General features: G+C 66.5%; 21 protein-coding genes. 14 read left to right on the top strand and 7 right to left on the bottom strand.

Translation table 11 applies throughout. The features are described 5' to 3' along the window. Window positions 1-8: 8 nt before the first annotated feature. Both ACTIL2_RS00690 and ACTIL2_RS00685 read right to left on the bottom strand, forming a co-directional pair. Window positions 9-842: an ABC transporter ATP-binding protein gene (locus ACTIL2_RS00690; protein WP_442335521.1), complete on the bottom strand. Its 834-nt coding sequence runs from the start codon at window positions 840-842 to the stop codon at window positions 9-11. Further along, window positions 839-1,906 (bottom strand): ABC transporter substrate-binding protein, encoded by a 1,068-nt coding sequence (locus ACTIL2_RS00685; protein ID WP_442335520.1) that lies wholly within the window; start codon window positions 1,904-1,906, stop codon window positions 839-841. Before ACTIL2_RS00685 ends, ACTIL2_RS00690 begins: the two co-directional genes overlap by 4 nt. Window positions 1,907-2,129: 223 nt before the next feature. Between ACTIL2_RS00685 and ACTIL2_RS00680 the strand changes: the two genes are divergently transcribed. Next, a complete protein-coding gene (locus ACTIL2_RS00680; protein WP_442335519.1) occupies window positions 2,130-3,155 on the top strand; it encodes a LacI family DNA-binding transcriptional regulator in 1,026 nt (341 codons plus the stop codon). A 165-nt stretch (window positions 3,156-3,320) separates the two neighbouring features. Here ACTIL2_RS00680 and ACTIL2_RS00675 read toward each other — a convergent pair whose 3' ends face one another. Then, window positions 3,321-4,691 (bottom strand): asparaginase, encoded by a 1,371-nt coding sequence (locus ACTIL2_RS00675; RefSeq protein ID WP_442335518.1) that lies wholly within the window; start codon window positions 4,689-4,691, stop codon window positions 3,321-3,323. Between the two features lie 234 nt (window positions 4,692-4,925). Between ACTIL2_RS00675 and ACTIL2_RS00670 the strand changes: the two genes are divergently transcribed. After that, a complete protein-coding gene (locus ACTIL2_RS00670) occupies window positions 4,926-5,525 on the top strand; it encodes a hypothetical protein (protein ID WP_442335517.1) in 600 nt (199 codons plus the stop codon). A gap of 22 nt (window positions 5,526-5,547) precedes the next feature. Here the strand turns inward: ACTIL2_RS00670 and ACTIL2_RS00665 are convergent, their stop codons facing one another. Next, the gene (locus tag ACTIL2_RS00665; protein WP_442335516.1) at window positions 5,548-6,438 is read right to left on the bottom strand and encodes a GDSL-type esterase/lipase family protein; all 891 of its coding nucleotides are present in this window, start codon (window positions 6,436-6,438) and stop codon (window positions 5,548-5,550) included. A gap of 237 nt (window positions 6,439-6,675) precedes the next feature. Here ACTIL2_RS00665 and ACTIL2_RS00660 point away from each other — a divergent pair, with 237 nt between their 5' ends. From ACTIL2_RS00660 to ACTIL2_RS00620, 9 genes are all read left to right on the top strand, one after another. After that, window positions 6,676-7,197: a type II toxin-antitoxin system PemK/MazF family toxin gene (locus ACTIL2_RS00660; protein WP_442335515.1), complete on the top strand. Its 522-nt coding sequence runs from the start codon at window positions 6,676-6,678 to the stop codon at window positions 7,195-7,197. Between the two features lie 9 nt (window positions 7,198-7,206). Then, window positions 7,207-7,872, top strand: coding sequence for an alpha-ketoglutarate-dependent dioxygenase AlkB family protein (locus ACTIL2_RS00655; RefSeq protein WP_442335514.1), 666 nt, complete (start codon window positions 7,207-7,209; stop codon window positions 7,870-7,872). Further along, window positions 7,872-8,492 carry a DNA-3-methyladenine glycosylase I gene (locus tag ACTIL2_RS00650; protein WP_442335513.1) on the top strand — a complete coding sequence of 207 codons (621 nt, stop codon included), beginning with the start codon at window positions 7,872-7,874 and terminating at the stop codon, window positions 8,490-8,492. The genes ACTIL2_RS00655 and ACTIL2_RS00650 overlap by 1 nt, the downstream gene beginning before the upstream one ends. A 51-nt stretch (window positions 8,493-8,543) precedes the next feature. After that, the gene (locus ACTIL2_RS00645; RefSeq protein ID WP_442335512.1) at window positions 8,544-9,566 is read left to right on the top strand and encodes a hypothetical protein; all 1,023 of its coding nucleotides are present in this window, start codon (window positions 8,544-8,546) and stop codon (window positions 9,564-9,566) included. A gap of 198 nt (window positions 9,567-9,764) precedes the next feature. Beyond that, window positions 9,765-10,031 carry a 30S ribosomal protein S20 gene (gene rpsT / locus ACTIL2_RS00640; protein ID WP_442335511.1) on the top strand — a complete coding sequence of 89 codons (267 nt, stop codon included), beginning with the start codon at window positions 9,765-9,767 and terminating at the stop codon, window positions 10,029-10,031. Between the two features lie 97 nt (window positions 10,032-10,128). Beyond that, the gene (locus ACTIL2_RS00635) at window positions 10,129-11,139 is read left to right on the top strand and encodes an alpha/beta hydrolase family protein (protein WP_442335510.1); all 1,011 of its coding nucleotides are present in this window, start codon (window positions 10,129-10,131) and stop codon (window positions 11,137-11,139) included. Window positions 11,140-11,331: 192 nt separating this feature from the next. Beyond that, on the top strand, window positions 11,332-14,205 hold the full coding sequence (locus ACTIL2_RS00630) for a PD-(D/E)XK nuclease family protein (protein ID WP_442335509.1): 2,874 nt from the start codon (window positions 11,332-11,334) through the stop codon (window positions 14,203-14,205). Further along, entirely contained in the window at window positions 14,195-17,644 is a 3,450-nt protein-coding gene (locus ACTIL2_RS00625; RefSeq protein WP_442335508.1) for a UvrD-helicase domain-containing protein, read from the top strand. Before ACTIL2_RS00630 ends, ACTIL2_RS00625 begins: the two co-directional genes overlap by 11 nt. Beyond that, window positions 17,641-18,855 (top strand): acyl-CoA dehydrogenase family protein, encoded by a 1,215-nt coding sequence (locus ACTIL2_RS00620; protein ID WP_442335507.1) that lies wholly within the window; start codon window positions 17,641-17,643, stop codon window positions 18,853-18,855. The genes ACTIL2_RS00625 and ACTIL2_RS00620 overlap by 4 nt, the downstream gene beginning before the upstream one ends. Here ACTIL2_RS00620 and ACTIL2_RS00615 read toward each other — a convergent pair. Beyond that, on the bottom strand, window positions 18,821-20,368 hold the full coding sequence (locus ACTIL2_RS00615; RefSeq protein WP_442335506.1) for an NCS1 family nucleobase:cation symporter-1: 1,548 nt from the start codon (window positions 20,366-20,368) through the stop codon (window positions 18,821-18,823). The two genes, ACTIL2_RS00620 and ACTIL2_RS00615, sit on opposite strands and share 35 nt — an antisense overlap. A gap of 243 nt (window positions 20,369-20,611) precedes the next feature. Here ACTIL2_RS00615 and ACTIL2_RS00610 point away from each other — a divergent pair, with 243 nt between their 5' ends. The 3 genes from ACTIL2_RS00610 (at window position 20,612) to ACTIL2_RS00600 (ending at window position 23,242) form a co-directional block, all read left to right on the top strand. Then, window positions 20,612-22,129, top strand: coding sequence for an L-lactate MFS transporter (locus tag ACTIL2_RS00610; RefSeq protein WP_442335505.1), 1,518 nt, complete (start codon window positions 20,612-20,614; stop codon window positions 22,127-22,129). Between the two features lie 148 nt (window positions 22,130-22,277). Next, window positions 22,278-22,817, top strand: coding sequence for a GNAT family N-acetyltransferase (locus ACTIL2_RS00605; RefSeq protein ID WP_442335504.1), 540 nt, complete (start codon window positions 22,278-22,280; stop codon window positions 22,815-22,817). Continuing rightward, a complete protein-coding gene (locus ACTIL2_RS00600; RefSeq protein ID WP_442335503.1) occupies window positions 22,814-23,242 on the top strand; it encodes a GtrA family protein in 429 nt (142 codons plus the stop codon). Before ACTIL2_RS00605 ends, ACTIL2_RS00600 begins: the two co-directional genes overlap by 4 nt. 80 nt (window positions 23,243-23,322) lie before the next feature. Here the strand turns inward: ACTIL2_RS00600 and ACTIL2_RS00595 are convergent, their stop codons facing one another. Continuing rightward, entirely contained in the window at window positions 23,323-25,206 is a 1,884-nt protein-coding gene (locus ACTIL2_RS00595) for a flavin-containing monooxygenase (protein ID WP_442335502.1), read from the bottom strand. Between the two features lie 240 nt (window positions 25,207-25,446). Continuing rightward, window positions 25,447-26,877: a dihydrolipoyl dehydrogenase gene (lpdA, locus tag ACTIL2_RS00590; protein WP_442335501.1), complete on the bottom strand. Its 1,431-nt coding sequence runs from the start codon at window positions 26,875-26,877 to the stop codon at window positions 25,447-25,449. Between the last annotated feature and the right edge of the window lie 8 nt (window positions 26,878-26,885).

The following is a 26,885-nucleotide window of genomic DNA, read 5'->3' as shown; positions in this document are numbered from 1 at the left end:
CGTCGGGGTCACGGTGTACCACCCGCTGCAGCATTCGCGGTCTCCGCGGTGGATCCTGAGTAGAGCACTGAACTCAGGTGGTCACAGACTTCGTGGAACTCCAGGGTGGTCAGCAGGTCACGGGTACGCGGACGGGGGAAGTCGACGGGAATGTCCCCGATGACCCTCCCCGGACGTGGTGACATGATCACCACCCGGTCGGCCAGGAAGGCGGCTTCCGACACGGAGTGTGTCACGAGCAGGGCGGTGGCACCGGATTCCAGCCAGAGCCGTTGGAGTTCGATGTTCATCCGTTGGCGGGTGATCTCGTCCAACGCTCCGAAGGGTTCATCCAACAGGAGAATCTCGGGATCCGTGGCTATCGCCCGGGCGATGGCAACACGTTGCCGCATTCCACCGGAGAGCTCACCGGGTCGGGCACTCGTGAAGTCCTCGAGACCCACCAGGGTGATCAGGTCCTCCACACGCTCCTTGGGGACCGGTTTCCCCATCACCTGGCCCGGCAGACGGATATTGTCGCGGACGGTCCGCCAGGGAAGCAGGGAGGGATCCTGGAGGGCCAGGCCCAGCCGGTGCGAGCGACGAATGGTTTCGGGAGTCTCACCATGAATTGATACCGCACCTGAACTGGGATCCTCGAGGTCCGCCAACATCCGCAGGATCGTGGACTTGCCGCAGCCCGACGGGCCGAGGAGGGCGGTCATGGACCCCGGTTCCGCAGTCAAGGACACACTGTCGAGCGCATGCACGTCTCCTCTGGCCGACTCATAGACCTTGGAGACCGCGTCCAACGTGAAACCGACGTCGTGGGATGCCCCGGTGTCGTGTTCGGGCCCGGTCATGCCGCATCATCCGTTTCCGCGTCCTCGGGGTAGATCTCCTCGAGGATCGACGTGTCGAACAGACTCTCGTCGACCCCGTCAATACCGAGCTCCGTCAGAGTGGCGACGTTGTTCCGTATCCCCTCCTCGGAGATCTGCAGGAGGCCACGTTCATCAGTCTCCGGGGTGACCAGGAGCTCCATCTGCCGTTCCGCCTGTTCCGTCTGGTTCTCCTCGGTGAGGCCGCTGTCCGCCGCGTAATCGTTGACGGTGAGATCAACTGCCTCCGCGGGATCGTCGACGTAGTCCTCCCAGCCCTGGATCTCCCCCTTCAGGAAACCGGTGATCGACTCCCTCTTGTCGTCGTCCTCGAGCGAGGCCCGGTCAACGGCGTAGACCTGAGCGTAGTTGTCGAAGCCGAAATCCGAGGTCATCATGACGTTCCCCTCCTCACCGGCTGACTCCAGGTACGACACGGGCTGCTCCGCGTAGAAGACCCACAGGCCATCGACCTCGCCGGACGTCAACGGGGCGATGTCGAAGCTCACCGGCACGCTCTCCACCTGGGCCTCATCGACGTTGTTGTGTTCGATCAGGGCGTTGTGGGCCGCATCATCCCCGGAGGGCACCCCGATTCGCTTGCCTTCCATGTCGGATGGCTCGTTGATGGGGTCCTCGGGCGTCGACAAGAGGGACAGGGGGTTCTTCTGGAAGCCCGCCGCCACGATGACCAAGTCCGCGCCTTCGGCGTTCGCCCGGGCGACGGTGTCCGCATTGGACATACCGATGTCAGCCTGCCCCGAGACGACCGCGGACATCGCGTCGACATCCGGCCCGCCCGGCAGGATGTCGACGTCGACCCCATTGTCGTTGTAGTAGCCCTCGTTGTCGGCGATGTAGCTCCCTCCGAACTGTACGAGGGGAACCCACGACGTCTGCAGGGTTATCGGTGTGTTTCCGCCGTCGCCGTCTGCGCCGTCGTCGGAGACTGAGCATCCCGTGACGGCAAGGGATAGTGCGACGGTGCTTGCAGCGGTCGCCCGGCGGGCGGTTGATGTGTTGCGGGATCGGGACTGTCGGGACACGGTCACTCCTCGGTGGTGTCAAGTCGTCGGAAGGCTGCAGTTGAATGTGACCAAACCGATTTGCATATGCTCACGCAAGACTATGGACGCTACGTTTCCCGCCTGTTTCACGGCGTGTAAGCGCATGTAACGCCGGAAGTCCCTCGCCCGGGCAAGGGACTGGTCGGCACAAAACGATTGGTGCGCTATAGTCATCGCCATGGAGGACGCCCACACTCGACCGATGACAATGCAGGACATCGCCACCGCTGCCGGCGTCAGCGTGACGACCGTGTCCCATGCGCTGTCGGGGAAACGGTCGGTGAGCGCGTCAACGCAAGAGCGGATCCGCCGTATCGTCGACGAGTCCGGCTACGTGCCGGATGCAGCGGGTCGGCGACTCAAGACAGGTCGCAGTGGAGTTATCGCACTGGCCGTACCGGATGTCTCCGACCGGTACTTCGGAAGTATTGCGCGTGGAGCGGAGGAGGAGGCTGACCGCCGGGGCTACGGTCTCCTGGTCAGCAGCACAGGGGACTCGGACCCGAACAGAGAATCCCGCTACTTCAACCTGGTGCGGACACGTTCCGTGGACGGGCTGCTGTACACAGGGTCGCGGGACATGAAGCCGAGTCACGATCTTGCACGCCTCTCGGACCAGGGCCCGGTAGTACTGGTCGACGAGGAGATGCCCGCCCTCACAGCACCCTTCGTCGCCTCAGACAATCTCGAGGGTGGACGCGTGGCCGGCAGACATCTCCTGGCCCTCGGCCATAACAAGGCAGTGGTATTCAGCGGGCCCCAGGGACTGAAGTCCCAGGTTGAACGTGTTCAGGGGTTCAGGGAGAGTTTCCCGCCATCCCTGGTTCTTCACGGAGAGTTCGATATCGAATCGGGCTACCGGTCCGCGTCGGACGTTCTGGACAGCGGGCTCGACTTCACCGCCATCTTCGCCGGCAACGATCTCATAGCAATCGGTGCGATCCAGTGCCTGCGCGAACGCGGATTCAGCGTTCCCGACGATGTCTCCGTCATCGGATTCGACGACATCGACCTTGCCGGTTTCGTCTCGCCCACGCTCACCACGGTTCGACAGAACTCGCACGAAATGGGTGCCGAAGCAGCTCGCAGACTGCTGACCTGGCTTGACACCGGAAACTCTCCCGAGTCGGCGGTGATACCTGTGGAACTCGTGGACCGGCAGTCGACCGCGGCGTGCTCACAGCGGGCTGAAAAGGTTGACAGTCGCAGCCAGGAGCGGTTGTTCTAACTACAGGCACCGATTTCCGCTGCCGGGCGGCGAGCATGCCTGCTGCGGTACTGCGCACCCGCCATCTATGAGCTCGCAAAGCGGACGTGAAGGTCACTTGGTGAGGTAAAACGTCCCCGGCACAAGCTCCCCGGGGTGACTTGTTCCTGCCGTGGGATTCGGGATCTACAGACTCCCCGCCAGACTTCCCTCACCGCTCCCCGGCAGCGACCCCGCCGGCTCCTCCGGCTCGGGTTCCGGAGCAGGATCCTCACCGCCTCCGACATTGCCCGACTGATCGAAGCTTGGTGTGCCGTACGTGGCGAACCACTCCTCGGCAGTAGCGAAGTCATCGGTGAATGCCCGCGACAACAGCAGCAGGATCCGGGCCTTCACCGCGGTCAGGTCACCTCCGGCAATCACTCCTTCTCCCCCGTCATGTACCGAGCCGGTACCCGTCCGGGTCGTCGAGACGAACCACACGTCCTTGTCCTCGTACGCCTCAGTCTGCGCGGCACTCATCGCAGGGGAGATACCGCCCGCGCCTGTCCCGGCTGTGACGATACCCTTGACTCCGGCGTCCGCGAAGGCCTTGATCGATTCCGCCCCGGCCTCCTGGTAGGACGTCAGGACTTCAACACGCGGCAGCGCCGCACCATCGACCTCAGCCAGCTCGAACGGGGTGAACCACTCTTCGCTATCGCAGTCCATGACACGAGCCGGCGCACGCCCGAGCGTGATGTCGTCCCCGTCGATCCAGCCCAGTGGTCCGTACCCCGGGGACTCGAAGGTGTCCGTCCGGTAGGCATTGGTCTTCGTCACCTCACGCGCCGCGTGGATCTCGTCGTTGAGCATCAGGGTGGTTCCGAAGCAGTAGGTCTGCTGAGATGCCGCGACCTTGATCGCGTTGAACAGGTTCGCCGGGCCATCAGCGCCGAAGACCTGGTCGTCCGCAGCGGTCTCGCCCGCGCCCCACGGGCGCATCGATCCGGTGGTGATCACCGGCTTTCGCGACTGCACCGTCTGATCCAGCCAGTAGGCGAACTCCTCCTGGGTGTCCGTTCCGGTCGTGACAACGACTCCGTCGGCATCCTCCAGCTGCTTCTCGACCTCGCCGGTCAGGGAGTGCAACTCCTCCATCGTGTAGCCGGAGGAACCCGCGTTGCCGAACTGGAGTGCGCTCACATCCGCAACCGCATCCACTTCAGGACGCAGTGTGTCAAGCATCTCGTCCATCGGGTACGTGCCAGCCGCGTAGTCGGTGAAGGTGTCTCGCCCCTCCGCTTGGCCTGCGATCGTACCGCCCGTGGCGACGACGACGATCTTCGGCTTCTCGGCGGTTTCCGGACCGTCGAGCTTCGTGTCGGTGGTTGCCGCAGCGTAGCGGTCGGACGTGATGCCGAGTGCATCCGCAATCGGATTGCCGTGTGCTGCCGGTGCAGCGAGACTGCCCGCGAACGCCGTTGCGAGGGCGATGCCGATGGCGGCAATCCCCGGCCTTCTGCGTCGTGGTGTCTCCGTCGACGGGGATGCCGGTGTTTGTTGAGCGTGACTCACTGGAATGGCCTTTCCTTTGAAACGTCAGTGACGTCGGGCCACGCTATGAGGGCCGTCTTTCCAGACCGTGTCCGCACCGTAACGATTCACTTCAATAACTCCAGTCACATATGTCGCTTATGTAACATAAGTCCGTCTACTGTCCGAAGGAGCAGTACCCGCCATCCGCCACTCGAGTCTCGGCGCACCAATGAATTTCCCATACGGCACAGAAGTCTATGAGAACGTGTTCCTATGGAAACATTCATTGGAGACCTACCTACGTGGCTGACATTTGCGGTCGCCGGCGTTGCAGCAGTAGTCGCCTGGACCCAGTGGAAAGATCAGAAAGAGGCACTCACACGGGAACGGCGTCGCGAGCACAGGGAGCACGCATCGCAGCTCTCTGCGTGGCTCGAAAAGCGGAGCAACGACACCGATGGCGGCTATACCCTGGGGGTGAGGATCCACAACTTCTCCGACCTCACCTTCGGGGATGTGGAGATCACCGTAAAGCTGGGTAGTGAGGAGGATGTCCTAAGTACCCGACTTCGCACATGCCCTCCCGGCGACATCTTTATCCCGAAGAACCCCCAGAGCGAGAAGTACCCCTTCAGCTTTCCGGAACGGATAATCGCTGAAGAAGATGGCTGGTACCAGCCATACATCAACACCGACAAGTTTCGGGTGCTCGCGCTGAGCTTCCATGACAACTCTGGGACCCGCTGGCGTCTCGATGACCGCGGGATTCTAGATGAAGTCGGCCAGGACCGGATAGCAACGCAAACGGCCCGTGTACCTCAAGCGCCATCCACGCCAACGTCACAACAGCCTGCACATGGTTGGGGCAGGTAGTCCTGCGGTAGTGGACCCCGCCCTAAGCCACCCCAGCAACCCGGTCAGCCATGAACTCGGAGCCTGCGTCCGACGGGTGCACGATCATGTTGTAGTCCGGCGTCGTCGTGTCGATCACCCCGGACACGAAACGCTGCTGGTCGGGGGCGCACGTCCCATTGCCCGCTGAGCCGTTCTTGACCTCCACGTACGTCGCACCGATCTCGGCGGCGGCATCGATCTGGTTCTGGCGGTTCCAGTTCTCCACATCACGCAGCAGCGGCACCGGGATCCCGGCCGGCAGATCCGGCACAACATTGAGCGGGCAGAACATCGAGTTACCCGGATCAGCGATAGTGAGCGTCCCCGGCACCACGATCTGCGCACCCGGCGCGACCGCCCGGATCTTGTCCGCTGCCGCATGCAGGTCCGCCAGGAAGCCACCGCGCACCGCACCGGGGTCCACGATGTTCACCCCGTCGGCCACCCCGAAGGGTCCGTAATTGTTCAGTCCCACGGCGAGCACCACACTGCGCGTCCCGCCGTGCAGGTCACCGATGGCAACAGCGTGGTCGATGCGTCCCAGCATCGTCCGCGACGTGTTCCCGGTGCATGACCAGTCCGACAGCGGCGCGCCGGTCTTCGCGCCGACCTTGCGCGGCCAGTTGTTCGGCGCCTGCAGGCATCCCGCCTGCTGCGGGTAGTCGCCGACGATCTCCAGGACCCCACGGAAGGTGTTCAGCACCTGGTCCGGATTGGAGGTGTAGGAGTCCCCGAAGGTGACGATGTTGCCTGGCGCCCCGGCGGCCGCCGTCTGGGCCTCCGCCTCCGGTGCCGCAACACCTCCCAGGGCGAGCCCGCCGGCAAGCCCAAGGGCAGCGACACCACCTGCCACGGCCTTCGTCAGCTTTGTGCGGGCACGTCGGTCAGTCACAGTGTCTCCTCCAGCGTCTCTGGAGAGCATTGCCGCGGGCAGGCTCCTCTTCCTGCAAGGGCGCTCTCCTTGTAATCTCCTTCTCTGATTCCAACGCTACGCCGGGGAAAACCATTAACATCTGAACGGGGGCGGCGAATGAGCAGGATAAACGCAGAAACCACACAAGTGGTCACCCGCCATACCCTGTCCCAGGCGTCCACAGGACCCCGGACAACCGCGCTACACTGTGGACCCATGAACCCTGTGCGTCGTTTCTTCGAGCGCTTCTTCCACCACCGCGGAAACCTCGACTCAGGACTCGCCGAACTCCACGCCAACCTCGGCCTGGACCAGTCCACCCACACCGAGACCACGGTCAAGGCCGTCACCGCCGCCACCCCCACCAACGAGCACGCCCGCCCGGTCATCTACGCCCCCGACATGGACGGGCAGGCTGACCCCGGTGAGGTCATCTGGTACAAGGTCCTGACCCACCGGGAGGCCACGCCGGAGCTCAGGGCCTGCATCGTTGTCGGACGCAACCACCACACCCTGCTCGGCATGATCATCAGCTCCAACCCCGCGCACAGCGACGAGGACAACTGGGTCGCCATCGGTGCCGGGCTCTGGGACCCGCGCGGCAACGAGTGCTGGACCCGTGTGGACCGCATCATCGAGATTCCCGAGGCCGACATCCAGCGCCGCGGTGTCTCCATGCCCGAACGGCGCTACGAGCGCATCGCCAATATCCTGCGCAACGACTACGGCTGGGCATAGGAGGCAACGATGAACGAGCAGCCCACCCTCTTCGACCTGCACGCGCCCGCCACCGGTCTGCCCGATGGTGCGCACCACCGTTCGGCCTGGCTCACCACCGAGCAGCAGCGCTGGATCACCGCCCAGTACGCCGCCTGGTCCAACGGGCCGGTCCCGCCGCACTCCCCGACCGTCCACGGCCACGAGATGAGCGTGTCGATGCTGTGCCTCGGCTGGCACTGGACCCCGTCGACCGGGTACTCAAGGCGGGCGCACGACGTGAACAACCGGCCCGTCCTGCCCGTGCCCGAATGGCTCGTCACCCTGGGACGTCGCGCCGTCGCGGAGTCGACGGGGGACGCGCGGCTTGCCGCGTCCTACACCCCCGATGTCGCCCTGGTGAATCACTACCATGAGGCGGCGAAGATGGGCATGCACCGCGACGCCGACGAGCGCGCGGAGTCCCCGGTGGTGTCCCTGTCCATCGGCGACACCTGCCGTTTCCGCTTCGGCAACGCGGAGACCCGCAACCGGCCGTACACGGACGTGTGGCTGACCTCCGGCGACCTGTTCGTGTTCGGCGGGCCCGCGCGGCGCAACTACCACGGCGTGACCAAGGTGTACCCGAACACCGCGCCGCACGACTGCGGTGTCCACGGGCGGCTGAACATCACGCTGCGGGAGACGGGCTTCTGATGGGCGAGCTGGTGACCGGCACCGACGGACTGGCGCGTCCGGAGTGGGCGGAATCCTCCTCGCTGCTGCAGGAGTACTACGACACGGAGTGGGGCATGCCCGTCACCGACGAGCGCGGCGTGTTCGAGCGATTGAGCCTCGAGGCCTTCCAGTCGGGCCTGAGCTGGGCGACGATCCTGCGCAAACGGCCCGCGTTCCGCGCGGCGTTCGCGGATTTCTCGCCGGACGCCGTGGCCAATTTCGGGGGGCAGGACGTGGCACGCCTGATGCAGGACGCGGCGATCGTCCGCAACCGCCGCAAGATCGACGCCACGATCCAGAATGCACAGGCCACGGTTGCCCTGCGCGAACGCTACGGACCGGGTCAGGGCCTGGCCGAGTTCGTGTGGTCGTTCCGTCCCGACGCCACGCCGCGCCCGGGGACCATCGCGGAGGTTCCCACGACGTCGCCGGAGTCCGTGGCGTTGTCGAAGGCGCTGAAGAAGGAGGGGTTCACCTTCGTCGGGCCGACCACCATGCACGCGCTGATGGAGGCCGCGGGGCTCATCGACACGCACCTGCTCGGCTCGCACCGGCGCGGCTGCTCGGGATTGTGGAACGCGGACGGTTCGCCCGCGTAGTATTGCAGTCAAAATCGATCTGTGTGTGACGCACAGTGGAGGTGGCTGACGATGACGAAGGAAATAACCCCCTACGAGGCCTTTGAGCTGGAAATATGGGGACTGCGCAATGCCCGCGAGCGGTACGCCACCGTCCCCGTGCTGCTGGACTTCGCGGTCCGGCAGCGATCCCTGGGGTTGGACGACGCCATCGAAGCCACCCTGCAGATCTTCCGCCGCTTCCGTTCGCGCTACCGCCGGGATGCTGCGGTGACCTCCCGTTCGGCACACCTGGTGCCGGAGATCGAGGCCTACTCCAATGGCTACAGGGCCTCCGACGGTGCGGCGCGGGTGATGCTGCCCGAGCCCTATGTGCTGGACATCGACCTCATCGCCGATGTGGAGGACTCCGGCTACCGGCAGGACTCCAGCCCCGCCGTTGACCCCACTGAAGCGTGGACGCTGCTGCTGTCACGGTTGGGCGGGATCGGCATGGTCGTGGAGACGCAGGACGATCCGGAGGTCGTCGAGCGCACCGGGGCGTACACCTTGAACGTGCACACAGCGGTGCCGGGGTCGGTGCCGCCAGTGGAGCGGGACACGGCGTCGGCCTGGTACGTCCTGCGCCTGGCACCGAAATTGGGTGGGGGTTCCGCCACCACGCCGGCCGCCGCGGTGATCGCGGAGGTACTGGGGCATATCTTCCTGGGCCATGCGCCGCAGGTGTGGTCGGATCCGCGGATCTGGTCGGGGGACGAGTCGCCGTGGCCCTCGGAGACACCGCCGACGAGCCACTGGTGGATGCCATCGCGTCTGGTGGACCCGGATCTGCTGACCAGCCGTCATTTCACCGAGTCCCAGGCTGCCGAGGCCGTGGTGGCGGGCATGGTGGGCGTGAGCAGGGCGGGGCTGCTGGAGCATCTGCCGGAGTCCGGTGAGCTGGGGGCGGTGGACCGGATACCGAAGGAGTTCCGGTGGAACGCGGTGTTGTCCGCGGCGGAGGAGGTCGAGTCGCTGTTGGCGGGCACGATGCCGCGGCGGATGGTGTACCCGCCGCCGGATGACCGGCGCACCCGGGACCTCAACGAGCCGTAAGGTCGCCCGACTCCCCGATTACACTGCGCACCCATCCTGCTGGTAGTGTCTGTCGGGTTGACCCGCGACCACTCGCGGCGTGCACACCGCAACCGGCAGGACCTTGGGTCGGTTGTCAGAGACCGTGTGTACGGCAAACCCGGGTGGGAGTGGCGAACGATCAGAAGATTTTCACCGTTCAGAAAGAGGTAAGCCGACATGGCCAACATCAAGCAGCAGAAGAAGCGCGTCCTCACCAACGAGGCCGCCCGCCAGCGTAACCAGTCCGCCCGCGCCCGCCTGCGCACCGAGACCCGCAAGTTCCACGCGGCCATCGAGGCCGGCGACAAGGCCGCCGCCGAGACCCAGTTCCGCGCCACCGCCCGTCTCTACGACAAGGCCGCGACCAAGGGCGTCATCCACAAGAACAACGCCGCCAACAAGAAGTCCGGCCTGGCTGCCCTGCTGAACAAGCTCGAGGCCTAAGCACCTCGTCCTGCAGACGCAGGCACAGCGCACAACAGTTCAACCCCACCCCCGGTTCCGCCGGGCGTGGGGTTTTCTGCGTGGGTAGAATTTCAGGATGAATGTATCCGTCCCTCCCCTCCCCCGGCCCGCGAGACGACTGGCCGCCACCGCACTCACCGGTGTGCTCCTCGGAACCTCGCTGACCGCCTGCGGGAACGACGATGCCGAAGGGTCAGGGGAGCCCACGAGCACGGAGAACGCTGCGTCCTCCCCCGCCAAGCGCGTCGAGTACCCGGTGAGCGAGGGCGAGGCCGATCCGGAGCAGAACTGGGCGGAGGTCTACCTCCCCGAGGGCAACCACGACGAGGACTCCGTGCCCCTGGTGATCCTGCTGCGCGGCGGGGCGTGGAATGAGCGGTCCAACGGCGCCGACGATGTCCGTGACATCGCCCGCAGCCTGGCAGAACGCGGCGTGGCGGTCTACAACGTGGAGTACCGCGACCGTGACAGCGGGAACCACGGGTGGCCGGAGACCTACACCGATGTCGCCGATGCGATCGACTACGTCCCGGAGCTGGATGAGCAGTTCCCGGAGATCATCACCGAGGACGCGACGGTGGCCGGCCACAGTTCCGGAGGACAGCTCGCCACCTGGGCGGCGACGCGCGACAACCTGGCTGAGGACGAGGTCGGCGCGGATCCGGTCTTCATCCCCCGTCGCGTGGTCTCCCTCGCCGGGCCGCTGGACCTGGAGTGGGACGCGAGGAACGGCGACGACAACACCTACGAAGTTCTCGGCGGGCCGCCGTCGGAGGAGCCGGAACGTTACGCGAGCATCGACCCGATCCAGAACATCGACCGGGACGTGCCGGTGGTGGCGGTGCACGGGGCGGACGACTCACTGGTGGACGCGGAGAACTCGCGCCGCTACGTGCACGCGGCGTCCGAGGACGGGGCCCCCGCCGAGCTGGTACTGCTCGAGGAGGGGGACCATGTGTCGTTCCTGAAGCGGAAGTCCTCGGAGTTCGCCGAGGTCATCGACATCATCGTCTCCGTGGCGACGGAGCCACGCGATGATCTGCTGGAACGGCTCGATGGTGGGACGCGCGAGTGGTCCGAGCAGTGACCCGATACGGAATTTTCATGCCCTGGGGCACGTCTCCGATGCCAAAGGCTGCCTGGAGGCATGAAGATTACGCGGAGCACCTGCAGCGTACGAGAACGATTACCGCACATCAGCGGCCCACGTTCCCGAGGTAGATTGGGCGGGACGCGATGCCCGACTTCCGCACGACTGCACGAAACCACGAGGAGCCACATGGACATCACCTTCGGCTGGGGTTACGACGGCGCCCGGTGGAGTGATTCCGACACCCCGGCGACCCGGGGAACGGTCGTGGTCGGTCCTGCCCGTTTCGCCGACCTGCTCGCCACCCGGCTGGCCTGCACCGCCCCCGAGCCGGAGCAGCCCACACGCATCGCAGCCGTCCGCACCGCCCTGTCCACGGTGCTCACCTCCCGCGGGGACGACGACCCCTTCCTCAGGAGCTTCCGCGCCGACCCATGGTCGCTGGCCCGGACCGTCCTCGCCTGGCGCGACGAGCTGGTCTCCGCCGGGTGGGACGGTACGTCCGCACAGGAGGCATCACCCCGGCTCACCCTCCTCTCCCGGGTCGATGCCCTGGTGACGGCCGACCCCCGGTGGGCCACCGGTCCCTCCGACCAGCTGCGGACCATCGCCGGTATCCTCGGCGACCTTGCTGCCCCGTCCGAACCGGTCATCCCCGGCGCGGCATGGCCCCTGGGCATTGACCGGGTGACCGTCGACAACACGATCGCCGATCTGCCGCCGGTCTGGCGGTCGATCCTTGACGACCTCGCCGTCCTCGGCGTCGAGATCACGGAGGAGGACGCCCCCGGTCCCATCGGGAACCTGCGGATCATCACCACCGATGCGGAGTGGGACGCCGCGTCCACCACAACCCGGATCCTCGCCGACACCCTGGTCACGAAGCAGGAGCCGGTGACTGTCGTGGCGTCCCGTGCCACCGACCTGGTCGACCGGGAACTCGCCCGCCGCGACCTGCCGCGACTGGGGGTCCGTGACCGATCCAGCGAACGCGGATTCGCCCAGATCGTGCCGGTGTTCCTCGCCGCCGTGACCTCCCCTCCGGACGTCCACGCCATCGGTGCGCTGCTGGAGCACACGGTCACCACCGGCACCGACCGTAACAGCGACCCGGTACCCATCCGCCTGGTTCCGGGCGAACTGCGCCACGCGCTGATCCAGGCACTGTCGAATGAGCCCGGCGTCGGTGGGCCGTTGTGGCGCGAGGCCGTGGACGACGGTTCAGACCTGGCCCGGGACCTCGACCGGATGATCCGCGAGACGCCGCTGGCTGAACAGGACGGTGACGTACCCGGCTACCCCACCGGCCTCGTGTCCACCCACCTGACTTGGCTCGCCGGGCGACTCCACGACCTCGCCCGCCCGAACGGCGACAAGGATCTCAAGAGTGTCGCCAGCGGCACGGCGACCGCCGGCGCACTGATCACGGATCTCGGGGACACCGTTTCCCTCAAGGAGCTCACCGGCATCGTCGCCGACTGCACCGCCTCAGCAGCGACCTCGGCCTCGAGTGGTTCCGGCGCCACCGCATCCACGCTGCAGGATGTCGTCTCCAACCCCGCACAGCTCGGCATGGGCACAACCCCGGTGCTGTGGTGCGTACCGGTCGACGACCAGGCCAGCCCCGCCCGGACCTTCCGCCCCTCCGAGATCGCCGCACTCGCCGAATCCGGGGTCGAACTCCCCGACCGGGAGGCGCTGTCGAGCCTCACCCTCGACTCGCAGCTGCGCGCGGTACGCCGCCGACGCGAGGTCACCGCTGTACTACCCGCGGAGGTGGACGGCGAAACTGCCGCACCGCACCCCGTCCTGACCTTCCTCGCCGATGACCTACGGGACCGTGACGGCACAGACAATCTGGAGGACGTCCTCGCCCGCGTCATTGTGTCCGCCACCGACCTGGTCCCGGACGCCGCGCACAGACCGGCACCCACAGACCCGGTCCGCCCCGACCCTGTGGAACGCGCCGTCGATCCCGGGGAGCACCTGATCCCCGGCTACCTCAGCTACTCGCAGTGGACCGGCCTGCTCGCACATCCGCTGGAGTGGCTGCTGGAGCGACAGCTCGGTATCCGTGCCGGCGGGCTCACCTCCCTGCCGGAGGGCAACCAGATGATCGGCACCTACCTGCACGCCGTCGTGGAGGGCATCGTTGAACGCCACCTCGAGAGCGGGAAGGGCCCGGCGAGCGTGATGCCGACCAGGGACGAGATCAACCACGAACTCACTGCCCTGCTCCCCCAGTACGCGTCCGAACTACTGCTTCCCGGCCGTGGACGGGAACGTGGCATCGTCCTCGAGTCCGGCCTGACCGCGATCACGGGCCTGTTCACCATGCTGGACACCGCCGGGATCCTCGTCGCCGGGGCCGAGGCGAAGTACCGCACCACCATCCCTGACTCGCGCGGTGCAGGTGGCGAACCGCTCTCCCTCGGCGGGTACCGTGACCTGGACATCGTCCTCCCCGACGGACGCACCGGCGTGATCGACCTGAAGTACACGAACTCGAAGAAGAAGTACCGGGAACTCGTGGAGGAGGGCGCGGCGCTGCAGCTCGCCGTGTACGCCTACTCCGTGTCGGGCTCCGTGGCCGGTGGCGACACCGCGCACACGCGGCACCTCTTCGATATCCCGGTCGGCTACTTCTCCCTGAAGCAGGACCGGATGGATACCTCGTCCCCGGACTTCGGCGCACCGGACATTCTCGAGGTCAACCCCCGCGACAACGGTGCCCGTGACCCCGATGCCCTGTGGTTCCGCGCGGTCTCCGGGCTGAACCGCATCCTCGATGACCTGCGGGACGGCCGGATCACCGATGTGGGCAACATCATCGAACTGGATGGCTGGAAGGACCTGGTCAAGAAGCTCGAGAAAGCCAGGAAGGACCTGAAGAAGGATCCGGAGGACATCATCCGGGACTCCCCCTTCACCCGCGAGCAGGTCAACGCCTACCAGGGGGCCATCGACGTGGCCGTGCACCGCGACTTCCTGCCGCTCGAGATCACCAGGTACACCGGCTACGCCCTGATCACCGGACTGACGGGAGACTACCGTGCCAACTGACACCCCATCCTCGCACTACACGGTGATCAAGGCCTCCGCCGGTTCCGGGAAAACGTACCGGCTGACCGAGGAACTCACCGAACGTCTCGCCCGGGTGAACGCCGACGGCACCCCGGAGGTCCGCCCGTCCCAGATCATCGCCACGACATTCACCCGCAAGGCCGCCGCCGAACTGTCCGGACGCATCCGCGAACGTCTCGTGGACAAGGGCCAGCTCACCCAGGCCTCCGCCGTCCCCACCGCACTGATCGGCACGGTGAACTCGATCACCGGGCGGATCCTGCAGGAGTTCGCCGTCGACGCCGGACGCTCCCCCGACCTGGACGTCCTCTCCGAGACCGCACAGGCGCGCGCCTTCTCCCTCGCGGTGGACAGCGTGATCGCCGGTGCGGAGGACGCCCACCGTCCACTCCTGGTGCGGATGGGCTACGACCTGGGCCCCAACGATGATCCGACGTACAACCCGGGCCGCGTGAACTGGGCGAGGACCGTACGTGACGTCATCGACCTGGCCCGGTCCAATGACATCGACCCCACCGAGTTCGACAACCTGGCCGAGGTCAGTCTGCAGGGTCTTTACGCCGCCCTCGACACCGCCGCGGAGTCCAGCGGGGAGGTCGGCGCCGGGGATGCGCGCAGCTACGTGACCGGGAGGATCCGCGAGATCACCGCGTCACTGCAGTCGCAGCTCGACGAGGGCAGCATCGCCAAGCGCTCGGCAGTCCCGCTGCAGGAACTCCTGGGTCCGGCGGAACGCTTCGTCCTGGACATGACCTCCAGTCCCGTCGCGCGCGAGCGGGTGACCTGGAAGGAATGGTTCGCCGCCGCGAACGGCGACGTCCCGACGGCGACGAGGAACACGACGAAGCCGTGGGAGACTGCTTTCGCGGATGCCGTGCCTGCCCCGGTGTTCGCCGCTGATCCCGGTCTGCGCTCCGATCTGGCCGACCTCACCCGGCTGGTGTTCTCCACCGCCGCGACGTGCCTGCACGCCTACGCCGACTACAAGGACTCCCTCGGGCTGATCGACTTCACCGACCAGGAGCAGCTCACCCTGCACCTGCTCCGGGAGGACTCCCCGCAGGGACGGGTCGTGCGCGAGACCCTGGCCGACCGCTTCCGGATCCTCGTCGTCGACGAGTTCCAGGACACCAGCCCGCTGCAGCTCGCGCTGTTCACCGAGCTCGGACGACTGGTGGACGAGGTCATCTGGGTCGGCGACCCGAAGCAGTCGATCTACGGCTTCCGCGGGGCCGACCCCTCGTTGATGACCTCCGCGCTGGACGTGATCACCGCCGAGGGTGGGGCCACCGACATCCTGCACCACTCCTGGCGGACCCACGCGGTGCCCCTGGACCTGACCAACCGGCTGTTCTCCCGTGTCTTCCCCGGAGAGCCCGGCCCCGACAACCCCAACAGCGAGGTGTGGCTGGACATCCCCGAGCAGCTCACCGACAGGCACGCCGGGGAAGACCCCGGTGAGGTCCAGGTGTGGACGCCGGCGAAGGGTGCGCGGTGGAATGCGCTGGACCCCTGGTTCGCCCGCATCACCCGCGGCCTGCACGACCTGGAGCGTTCCGAGGGTGTTCCCGCCAGGGGACGGGCGGTGCTGACCAGGACGAACTCCCACGCGGACAAACTGCGCGAGGCGCTGCGCCGCTGGAACATCCCCACCGAGGGCGGCGGCACCCCGCTGCTGAGCACCCGCGAGGGGACGACCGTGCGCGCCGCCTGCGCCTGGCTGACCGACGACGCCGACACCCAGGCGCTCGTCGAGCTGATCACCGTGCTCTCCGACCATGCCGCACACTCCACCTGGTTCGACACCCTGACCTCCGCGGAGAAGGCACCGGACATCGACGCCCGGAAGGAATGGTTGCGGACATGGGCGCAGGACGAGTCGCTGGCGGCACTGGCTGCCCTGCGTCCGGCCCTGCCGCAGCTGACGGTGATGCAGACCGTGGTCGCCGTGATCGATGCCCTTGACCTGCGGCGGCGCGTGGCGTCCTGGACGGATCCCGCGGAGCGCACCGGTGCGGTCAACGGCATTCTACAGGCGGTGTCCGACTACTCCTCCGATGCCGAGGGCGCGGGGGAGCCGGTGACACTGCCCGGATTCCTGCTCTCCCTCGACCCCGATTCCCACGAGCGGGAGGACACGGTCCCTTCCACGCGGGCGGCGCGGAACCCGGACGCCATCGTGGTCAGCACCATCCACCAGTCCAAGGGTCTGGAGTGGGACACGGTGGTGGTTGCCCCTCCCCTGCCCTCCGACCGTTTCCGCGCCGCCGGGGTATGGGTTGATGCGCCGGAGCAGTTGTCGCTGTCCGAGCCGTTGGCCGGACGCGAACTCCGGTTCTGGCCCGAAACCCTGCTGACCAGCACTGCCCTGACCGAGACGTTGGCCGCCACGCCGGTCCAGGAGGAACGCCACAGAGCCGCACAGCGCGAGGAACGCCGGTTGTTGTATGTGGCGATGACGCGCTCCAGGCGACGGACGGTGCTTGCCCCGCACCGCGGGCTGAAGGATCTCATGGCCTTCGCCGACAGCCCGTTCGGGCTGTGTGAGGTCAACGGAGTCGAGCTGGCGGATGCGGACGGGGACACCGCCGGCTCCCCGGCGTCCGGCCTGCAGATCCTGTTGCCCGATCCCGATGGCCCCGCGACCGATGACGAGGTCGCACAGTGCTCCGACGTGGTTGACTGCCCGGTGAGGCAGGTGTCGCACGACGTCGACGCCCTGACCGATCTGTTGCGGGAACGGACGCAGCGTCCTGTGCACCCGTCGGCGCTGGTCGATGATGACCGCCGGACGACCCCGGCCGACCACCCCGCAGACGGCTCACCGATACTCCCCGCCACGTTCGCCGCCAGCGGTGTGGAGGCTTCCGGGGAACTCGCAGCCGCTGCCACAGTCACCCCGGTCGCGGACCTCGGCGACGCCCTGGTCGACGGTGGCGGACCGGAATGGAACAGGGTCGGCGACTGCATCCACTCCTACCTGGCCGCACCGCTGGACGCGCTCGACGATGACCAGAAGAAGACCGTGGCATCCCGGCTTGTTGCCTCGTGGAAGGTCGGCGACCGCGTGACACCCGAGACGGTCATCGAGACCGGTGACCGGTGGACGACCTGGCTGCGCGAGCGGTTCCCCGGTGCCAATGCCGCCTCCGAAGTCCCGTTCACCTGGACCAACGACAACCACCAACGTGCCGAGGGCTGGCTCGACGAACTGTTGACCCTGCCCGACGGATCCCGGGTGATCATCGACCACAAGACCTACCCGGGCAAGAACCCCGTCGACCATGTACGGGAGAACTACATCGGACAGATGGCCACGTACCAACGGGCACTGACCGACATCGACGGCCGGGAACCCGCGGCCATCCTGATCCACCTGCCGCTGCTCGGACACGTGCTGGAAGTGAGACTGCCATGACCTCTAGAACCACCACCCCACTCGACCTCATCGCCTTCGACTCCCTGCTCAGCGACGACGAACGATTGCTGCGCGATACCGTCGCCGACTTCGCCGCCCGCGAGCTCGCACCCCACGTCGGCACCTGGTTCGAGGACGGCACCCTGCCGGTAAGCGACCTGGCGCCGAAGCTCGGCGAACTCGGCATCGTCGGCATGCACCTGGACGGCTACGGTTGCGCGGGCGCCTCGGCCGTCGAGTACGGCCTGGCCTGCATGGAGGTCGAGGCGGTGGACTCCGGCCTGCGTTCACTGGTGTCCGTGCAGGGGTCCCTGGCGATGTTCGCCATCCACCACTGGGGTTCCGAGGAACAGAAGCAGCGCTACCTGCCGGCCATGGCCGCGGGCACCAGCATCGGCTGCTTCGGACTCACCGAACCGGACGCCGGCTCCGACCCCGCCAACATGCGGACCCGTGCGGTCCGCGACGGCTCGGGTCAGGACGCCGACTGGATCCTCACCGGAACGAAGATGTGGATCACCAATGCTCCCGTGGCCGATGCCGCGGTCGTCTGGGCCCGCGTCCTCGACCAGGAAGGACGCGACGACGGCTTCGCCGGCTTCATCATCGACCGTGACACCCCCGGCTTCTCCACACCGGAGATCCACCGCAAACTCTCGTTGCGTGCCTCAGTCACCGGCGAAATCGTGCTCGACGGCGTCCGTCTGTCCGATTCCCAGCGCCTTCCCGGCGTGAGTTCGCTGCGCGGGCCGTTGACCTGCCTCAACGAGGCCCGTTTCGGCATCATCTTCGGTGCGCTCGGTGCCGCCCGCAATGCACTGCAGACCACCATCGAGTACACCTCCACCCGCGAGGTCTTCGACCGGCCGCTGAGTTCCTTCCAACTCACCCAGGCGAAGCTGGCGGACATGGCGGTGGAGCTCGACAAGTCCTGTCTGCTGGCCCTGCAGCTCGGCCGGTTGAAGGACGCCGGGACGCTGCAACCCGCCCAGGTCAGCGTCGGGAAGCTCAACTCCGCCCGCGTCGCTCTGGAGATCACGCGGGAATGCCGCACCCTGCTCGGCGCGTCCGGCATCACCCTGGAGTACTCCCCGATGCGCCACGCCAACAACCTCGAATCCGTGCTGACCTACGAGGGCACCGCGGAGATGCACCAGCTCACCATCGGCCAGGCCCTCACCGGCGAGCAGGCATTCCGGACCGGGGCATAGGCGCGTCCTGACCGTCCCCGCGCATCACGGCCCAGTACAGCGCCCCACCGAGGGCTGCACCGATCAGCCAGGAGAAACCCTCCAACGAGCTCAGCGCATCCACCCACACCGTGCACACCGCGAACACCGCAGCGAAGGCGACCGCCACCAGGCCCTTCACGTTCCAGCCCTTGACGTAGTAGTAGGGGCCGTCCTTGTCCAGGGTGAAGACCTCCTGCAGGTTCACCCGCTTGCGCCGCAGGACGTAGTAGTCCACGACCAGCACGCCGTACAGCGGAGCCAGGATCGCGCCGAGGGTGTCGACGAACGTCGGCAGTCCGATGTCCTCGATCAGGGCGACCCACAGTCCTCCGATCACGAAGCCGAAGGCGCCGGTGATGATCCCGCCCATCCGGAAGCTGATCTTCGACGGTGCCAGGTTCGCCATGTCATAGGCCGGCGGGATGAAGTTCGCGACCAGGTTCACACCGATCGTGGCCACCAGGAACGTGGCGGCGGCGACCAATGACAACAGGACGGATTCCGTCTGACCGACGATGTCCGTCGGGTTGTCGTAGGGATCGCCCTGACCGTCCTGGAACACCACGTAGGCGCCGGCGGTGATGAACAGGGAGAGGAAGGTGAAGAAGGCCAGCGACAGTGGCAGTCCGGTGAAGTTGCCCAGCTTCATCGACTTCTCCGATTTCGAGAAACGGGAGAAGTCACCGAAGTTGATGATCACCGCGGAGAAGTAGGCGACCATCGTGCCGACCACGCCGATGAAGGCGGTGACCACGCCCCATCCGGTCACGTCGTCGCTGTTGAAGATGTCCCCGACCGCCGGGAGCATCTCCGAGCCCGCGCGCACCCAGATCACGACGAGCAGGACGATCATCACTGCGTACACCGCCGGACCGGCGAAGTTCAGGAAGCGGGTGATCGCGTCGATCCCGCGGGCGAACAGGGCGACCTGAAGGATCGCGACGATGATGTAGGAGATCCAGTCGACCACGTTCATCCCGAGGAACTCCCTGGACTGTGGGGAGTCGAGCACCGCGTTGATCGCCAGCGCCACCGCGGTGGACGCGAAGTAGGTCTGCGCGCCGTACCAGAAGATCGCGACGATGCCGCGGACCAGCGCGGGGAAGCGCGCACCGAGGACGCCCATGGACATGCGTGCCATCACCGCGTACGGGACGCCGAGCTTCACACTGGGAGCACCGGACAGGTTCACCAGCCAGTTGACGATGACTCCGGCGAGGATGATCGCGGCGAAGACGTACCAGCCGCTGATGCCCGCACCGATGAAGAGGGACGCCGCCAGCGTGTAGCCGGCGAGGGACTGGACGTCGTTCGTCCAGACGTTGAAGATCTCGAACGCTCCCCATTTCCGGTTCTCCTTCGGAATGGGAGCGAGGTCGGAGTTGAACAGGGCGGGGTCGGAGTTCGCCGCGGAGATCTGCGCCGGATCCGCAGCATCCGCAGTGCCGGCAGTGCCGGCGGGATCCGCCGTGGGATGGTGGGTGTCAGTCATGGTTAGTGAGACTAAACCTGTTCGCGGTGATCCGCTGCATGTATACGGCACCGGAGGCCCTGCGGTTACACAGAATTCATACACGGGCACCCGTGGACCATCTCCGTTCCCCCGGCTGCCCCGGCATTCCACCCCCGGGGTTACTCCGAGGGGGAGTGGTCAGACCTCCGGGTACATGTTCACCCGAACAAACGGTAAGGTGCCCCGATGTAACAGAGGTCACACCTAAGGAGCTCCTCCCCCATGTCCGTGCTCGACCGCGACGCCATCATCGCACCGGTCACCTTCAACCGCTGGCTCATCCCGGCAGCGGCCCTGGCCATCCACCTCAGCATTGGCCAAGCCTACGCATTCTCCGTGTTCAAGAGTCCGCTCGCCGACCACTTCAATGTCGGTGAGGTCGCCACCGGCTGGATCTTCTCCCTGGCGATCGCCATGCTGGGCATCTCCGCGGCCCTCTTCGGAACCTGGGTGGAGAAGGTGGGCCCCCGGAAGGCGATGGTCGCGTCCGGCACCTGCTGGGTCCTCGGGTTCTTCGTCGCCACCCTCGGTATCTGGACCGGTCAACTGTGGCTGGTCTACTTCGGCTACGGCTTCATCGGTGGCATCGGCCTGGGTATCGGCTACATCTCGCCGGTGTCCACCCTGATGAAGTGGTTCCCGGACCGTCCCGGCCTGGCGACGGGCCTGGCCATCATGGGATTCGGCGGTGGCGCCCTGATCGCCAGCCCCCTGTCCAATGACCTGATGTCCTTCTTCAGCGACGACCCGGACTCCCTGACCCCGGGCATGCCGGCGACGTTCCTGACCCTGGCGATCATCTACCTGGTGATCATCGCCCTGGGCGCCTTCGTTATCCGCCTGCCGCACCCGGACTGGGTCCCGGAGGGCTACACGAAGCCGAAGACCCCGGCCCGCGCCATCCAATCCACCGGCAATGTCTCGGTCAACGGGGCGATGAAGACGCCGCAGTTCTGGCTGCTGTGGGTCGTACTGTTCACCAACGTGACCGCCGGCATCGGCATCCTGGAGTCGGCGTCCCCGATGATCCAGAACTCCTTCGCGATCACGGCGGTGGCTGCTGGCGGATTTGTCGGCCTGCTGTCCCTGTTCAATATGGGTGGACGTTTCATCTGGTCCACCGTCTCGGACTACATCGGACGCAAGAACACCTACATCATGTACCTCGGTGTCGGCGCGGTCCTGTACTTCGTCCTCGCCAGCTTCGGATCGAACTCGCTGGCACTGTTCGTGATCAGTGCACTGATCATCCTGTCCTTCTACGGTGGCGGTTTCGCCACGATTCCCGCCTACCTCAAGGACCTCTTCGGCACCTACCAGGTCGGCGCGATCCACGGCCGTCTGCTGACCGCCTGGTCCGCGGCAGGCATCGCCGGTCCGCTGATCGTGAACTCCGTCGTGGAGTCCCAGGAGTCCGCGGGCCACTCCGGCTTCGACCTGTACCGGCTGTCACTGTTCATCATGGTGGGTGTGCTGGTGGTCGGGTTCATCGCGAACCTGCTGGTCCGCCGGGTCAAGGAGAGCCACTACGAGGACCCCGAGATCGTGGAGGCCAAGGCCCAGGCCGACCGCGCCGCCGCATCCGAGGCATCGAACGCCCGTCAGAACCGCGACACGAAGGCCACCTCCAGCGGTGTGCACACCACGGTCGCCTCGATCCTCGCGGGCATCGTGATTATCGCCCTGGCCTACGGTGTCATCCAGACCGGCAGCACCGCCGTGGGGCTGTTCACCGGGTAGGACGGTCCGATCTCGGTGGTGGTCCGGTGTTCGCAAGGGAGCCAATGTGGTCGCGCCGACTCACTCGCCGTGACAGAATCGGCTCCCGTAGTTACCGCGACCCTGTCGATCCATGTCACCAACGTGACCAACCCCGTAGGTACACCCGATGCCCCTCACCCTCCGACTCCCCACTCCTGACGACGAGGCCCGCGCCCGCGAGCTGGACGCCGCCTTCGCCGACGAGGACTTCTCGTTCCTCGCCGGCAGTGACGGGGGCGTGGCGTGGGAGGACTTCCTCGCCACGATCGAACGCGAGCACCTCGGCGTTGACCTGCCACCTGACCGCGTGCGCGCGGATTTCCTGCTGGCGGTGGTCGGTGACGGTCAGGACGAGACAATCGTCGGACGCAGCTCCGTCCGCTACGCCCTGACGGACTACCTGCTGAACTACGGCGGGCACATCGGCTACGCGGTCGCCCGGGAGCACCGGCGGAAGGGTTACGCCACGGAGATCCTGCGTCAGTCACTGGCGCTCGCGGCGGAGAATGGCATCGAAAGTGCCCTGTTGACCTGTGACGACGACAACACCGGCTCCATCGGCGTCATTGAGGCCTGCGGTGGCGTCCTCGAGGACAGGCGGCCTCAGCAGGACGGGCAAGTGACTCGCCGCTACTGGATCGACACCGCCACCCAGCGGGCGAAGTGACGGATCCGGCCGAGTCCGGGATCCTCCGGAAGATCACCCGCTTCACCCTCGTCGGTGTCGTCGGCGCCGTCGCCGACTTCGGGACACGGACGCTACTCCTCGCACTCGGGGTCCCAGCGACCGTCTCCCGCGGCGGCAGCTACATCGTCGGCAGCACGGTCGCCTACTACCTCAACAGTGCCGTCACCTTCGGCGGCGACCGGTCGCGGGCGGAGAAGCTGCGGGCGGCCGCGTCCTACGTCCTGTGCTTCTGCACGGCTGTTCTGGTGGACAAGCTGTCCCGTGCACTGCTGCCCGAGCTGTTCCCGGAACTGTCCTACGTGGTGGAGATCTCCTGGGTGGTCTCGCAGGCGGCGGCGACGGTGCTGAATTTCCTGCTGCAGAATTTCTGGGTGTTCCGCAGGCGCACCGGCGAGCCATCCTGACCACACATGGGTGAACCCCGCACGGTGGTCGTGGCGTCCACCGTGCGGGGTTGCCCCAGGCACGATCCCGGAGGGGCGCGCTACTTCGTGTGGTGCACCGGTGCCAGCTTGTACACCGGGGTGTCGATTCCCTCGTGCCGTGCCGCGAGCTGCAGCGACAGGTAGCGGGAGTAGTGGCGGCCCTGGTGCAGGTTGCCGCCCATGAACCAGAGGTTCTCCTGCTGGGTTGGCTTCCACATATTGCGCAGCTCGCCCTCCCACGGGCCCGGATCCTTGGCCGTGTCCGAACCGAGGCCCCAGCACTTGCCGACCTTGTCGGCGACCTCCGGGCTGATGAGCCTCTCCGCCCAGCCGTTCATCGAACCGTAGCCGGTGGCCAGCACCACCACGTCCGCCTGCAGTTCGGTGCCGTCGGTCAGCACCACGCCGTCTGCGGTGTAGTGGTCGATGCCCACATGCGAGTGCAGTTCGATGGACCCGTCGGCGACCAGCTCGCCGGCGCCGACGTCGATGTAGTAGCCGGAGCCGCGGCGCAGGTACTTCGGGAACAGGCCGGACTCGTCCTCACCGAAGTCCAGCATGAACCCGGCCTTCTCCAGCGCAGCGTAGTAGTCGGCGTCCTCCTCCTTGATCGCGGCGGTGGCCGCCTTCTGCCCCTCGGGGAGGATCTTGTACGGCTGGGAGGCGAACGTCAGGTCCGCACGGTCGGTGTCCACGCCGGCGTCGAGGGCGTCCTCCGAGTAGAGCGGCGCGACCACGTGCTTGATGAAGGACTCCGAACGCACCATGTACGTCGGGGAGCGCTGGATCATCACCGGGTGCGCGCCGTTCTCGTACAGGTCGGCGCAGATGTCGTGGGCGGAGTTGTTCGCACCCAGGACCACCACGCGGCGCCCGCGGTCGGTCTCGCCGCCGGGGTGCTCGGAGGAGTGGCGGATCTCGCCGCGGAACTCCTCCTGGCCGGGGAAGCTCGGGCGGTTGGGCACACCGGACATTCCGGTGGCCATCACCAGCTGGGTGGGGTGCAGGACGACCTGCTCGCCGTCGCGGTCGACGACCACGTCCCAGGTGCCGTCGGCCTCGTTGTAGGACGCCCGCTCGCAGGTGGACTTCGTCCAGTAGTCCAGGTCCATGATGCCGGTGTAGTGCTCCAGCCAGTCCCCCATCTTGTCCTTGGGGGTGAAGACCGGCCAGTCATCGGGGAAGGGCAGGTAGGGCAGGTGGTCGTACCAGACCGGGTCGTGGAGGCTCAGGGAGTAGTAGCGGCCACGCCACTGGTCACCGGGGCGTTCGGACTTCTCCACGACCAGGGTGGGCACCCGCAGACGCTTCAACCGTGCAGCCAGCGCGATACCGCCCTGGCCACCACCGATGATCACCACATAGGGCTGCTCGGTGTAGCCGAGGTTCTCCTGCCGCTCGGCGCGGCGGTCGGCCCAGTTCTTCCGGTCGGTGTGGACGCCGTGCTGGGCGCCGAGGACGCGCTTGCGCCCCTTGTACTCGGGACGGGCGTGGAGTTCGCGGGCGGAGGTCAGCAGCGTGAAGGCCTTGCCGTCCTGGAGCCGGAGCACGCCGCGGCAATTGAACAGCGGGGTACTGAAGGTGACGAATGCCGTGGTCACACCGTCCTCGTCCTCGACGGCCTCGCCGTCGAGGGCGACATCGGTGATCTCGAGACGGTCATGGTTGTTCTCCACGAGGTCGGCGATGTCCTCGCGGCCCTCCGAGGTGTGGATGTTCCATGTGAAGGTGACCAGGTCACGCCAGAACCCGGTCTCCAGGAAGAGGTCGGCCGTGCGCTGGGCGGACGTGGCGGCGTCCGGCTCGTTCAGCGCGTCGGCGAACTCCTGGAACCAGGAGAGGACTCGGGCCTCGGGATCGTTGGAGTCCTGCTCGGCTCCGGTGGTGCGGGTGGGTGCAGACAAGATGGATCCTCCATGTTTCAAGGCGGCATTGACGCTCATGCTGTTGAGGGGTTCGGATGTGCCGGGGGTCGCAGATGGTGCCATCGTGTGATGGCCATCACTATCCCGGCGACACCTGGACCACCATAGGTAGCCGACCCCCTCCCCCACGACCCTGATATCCAGACAACTGTGCCCGTAGAACTTTCCCTGAAGAATCAACTAAGGTCAGCACACCCGCTACATCACGTCCCGGATAGCGAGCGGGGGTGACCACGGTCACCCCCGCACGCACCTCACTCAGATATGGGTCGGCAGCCCCATCGCGATGTCCGCGGCCTCAGCCACCGGCTCCGAGAGCGTCGGGTGTGGATGGATCGTCAGCGCCACGTCCTTCACGTTGAGCTGGCAGTTCACCGCCACACCCAGCTCGGAGACCAGGTCGGACGCCCCCGACCCCACGATCTGCGCGCCGACCACGGTCCCAGTGTCGGCGGTCGACACCAGGCGCACGAAGCCGTCGGGCTCCCCCAGCGCCACAGCACGCGCATTACCGCCGAAGGGGAACGTGGATGCCTTCGCGGTCAACCCGTTCTTCTCTGCCTCGGCCACGGTCATCCCGACCGTCGCGATCTCCGGGTCGGTGAAGCACACCGCCGGAACGGCGAAGTACTCGTTGGCGTCGGCGCGTCCGGCGATCGCACCGGCGGCGGTCTTCCCCTCCATGAACGCCATGTGCGCCAGTGCGGGCCCCATGGTCACGTCCCCGGCCGCCCAGATGTGCTCGACGCCGGTGAAGCCCCGGTCGTCGACCTTGATCAGTCCGTGCCGGTCGAGCTGCACACTGGTGTTGTCCAGGCCCAGGGAGTCGGTGTTCGGCGTCCTGCCGACGGTGATCATGCAGTAGTCGGCAACGACCTCCTCCACGGAGCCGTCCTCACGTTCGAAGGAGACCGAGACATCGTCCGCGGTCTGCTCGGCGTGCTTGGCGCGCACCCCGGTCTCGATGGTCACACCCTTGTCCCGGAGCTTCTTCTCCACCACCTTCACCAGGTCCGCTTCGAACGCCGGGAGGATCTGGCCGGTGCCCTCGAGTATGGTGACGTGCGTCCCGAAGTCGGCGTACGCCCCGGCCAACTCGGTGCCGATGTAGCCGCCACCGATGACCACCATCTCGTCGGGGAGGGTCGTCAGGCCCAGTCCACCGGTGGAGTCGATCACGCGGCCGTCGATGCGGAACCCGGGGATGTCCACCGGACGCGAGCCGGTGGCGATGATCAGGTCCGTGAAGGCGATCCGCCGCGGCTCGGTCACGCTCATGAACTGCTGCGGACCAGCCGGCATCACCTGGATCTCGGTGTCGCTGACGAGCATCGCCGATCCGCTGACCACCTCGACGTCGTGCTTCTTCAGCAGCCCGGCCACTCCCCGGGTCATCCGGTCGACGACCTGCGTCTGCTTCCACTCCTGCAGCGCACCGAAATCCAGGGAGACTTCACCGGTGGTGATGCCGTACATCGTGGAGTCCTTCGCCTGCTGCAGCCGCTTGCCCGCGGAGATCAGCGCCTTGCTGGGAACGCAGCCGACGTTGAGGCAGATGCCGCCGAGCGAGTCTGTTTCCTCGATGACGGTGACCTGCTGTCCGAGCTCTGCCGCGCGGATCGCCGCGACGTAGCCGCCCGGGCCCGCACCGATGATGACGGTGCCGTGTTGTTCCAGTTCCTTGGCCATTGTTCTTC

Source organism: Corynebacterium sp. (assembly GCF_052107835.1).
Classification (GTDB): Bacteria; Actinomycetota; Actinomycetes; order Mycobacteriales; family Mycobacteriaceae; genus Corynebacterium.
This window is presented reverse-complemented; position numbering and strand designations above follow the sequence as displayed.